This window comes from Oleiphilus sp. HI0117, from assembly GCF_001635235.1.
The window spans coordinates 1-398 of sequence record NZ_LWGA01001151.1; the positions used below are offsets into that span (position 1 = coordinate 1).

The following is a 398-nucleotide window of genomic DNA, read 5'->3' on the forward strand; positions in this document are numbered from 1 at the left end:
ATATTTCCAAAGTATTCGCTATTTTGATCGTCGAAAAGAGGACTCTAATGCTAATAAGTGGCGTGCAGCGCTTGTAGAATATGAACAGGATAGGATCTCTCAGCGAAACGGGCGTTCTGCTTATGTTGCAGCAAATGCAGCGCTTAGGCTATTAAACAAAGACATCCTTCAGTTTGAAGCGATTAGCTTAAGCTTACCGCTCAAAAAGTCTTTGGATCAAAAAACACGAAATCTAAAAGCCTTGGTAGCTAAACTCGAAAGCCTTGCCGATTACGAAGTGTCCGAGGTTATTTCAGCGGCTACTTATAAAATCGGAACGATATATAGAACCTTAGCGCAAGATATCATGTCTTCCGAAAGACCCGACAAACTTACAGAGCTTCAGTTAGAGCAATACG

1 pseudogene is annotated in these 398 nt (G+C 41.5%); it reads left to right on the forward strand.

The features are described from left to right. A pseudogene (locus tag A3757_RS27090) lies at nt 1-398 on the forward strand (hypothetical protein); the annotation flags it as partial.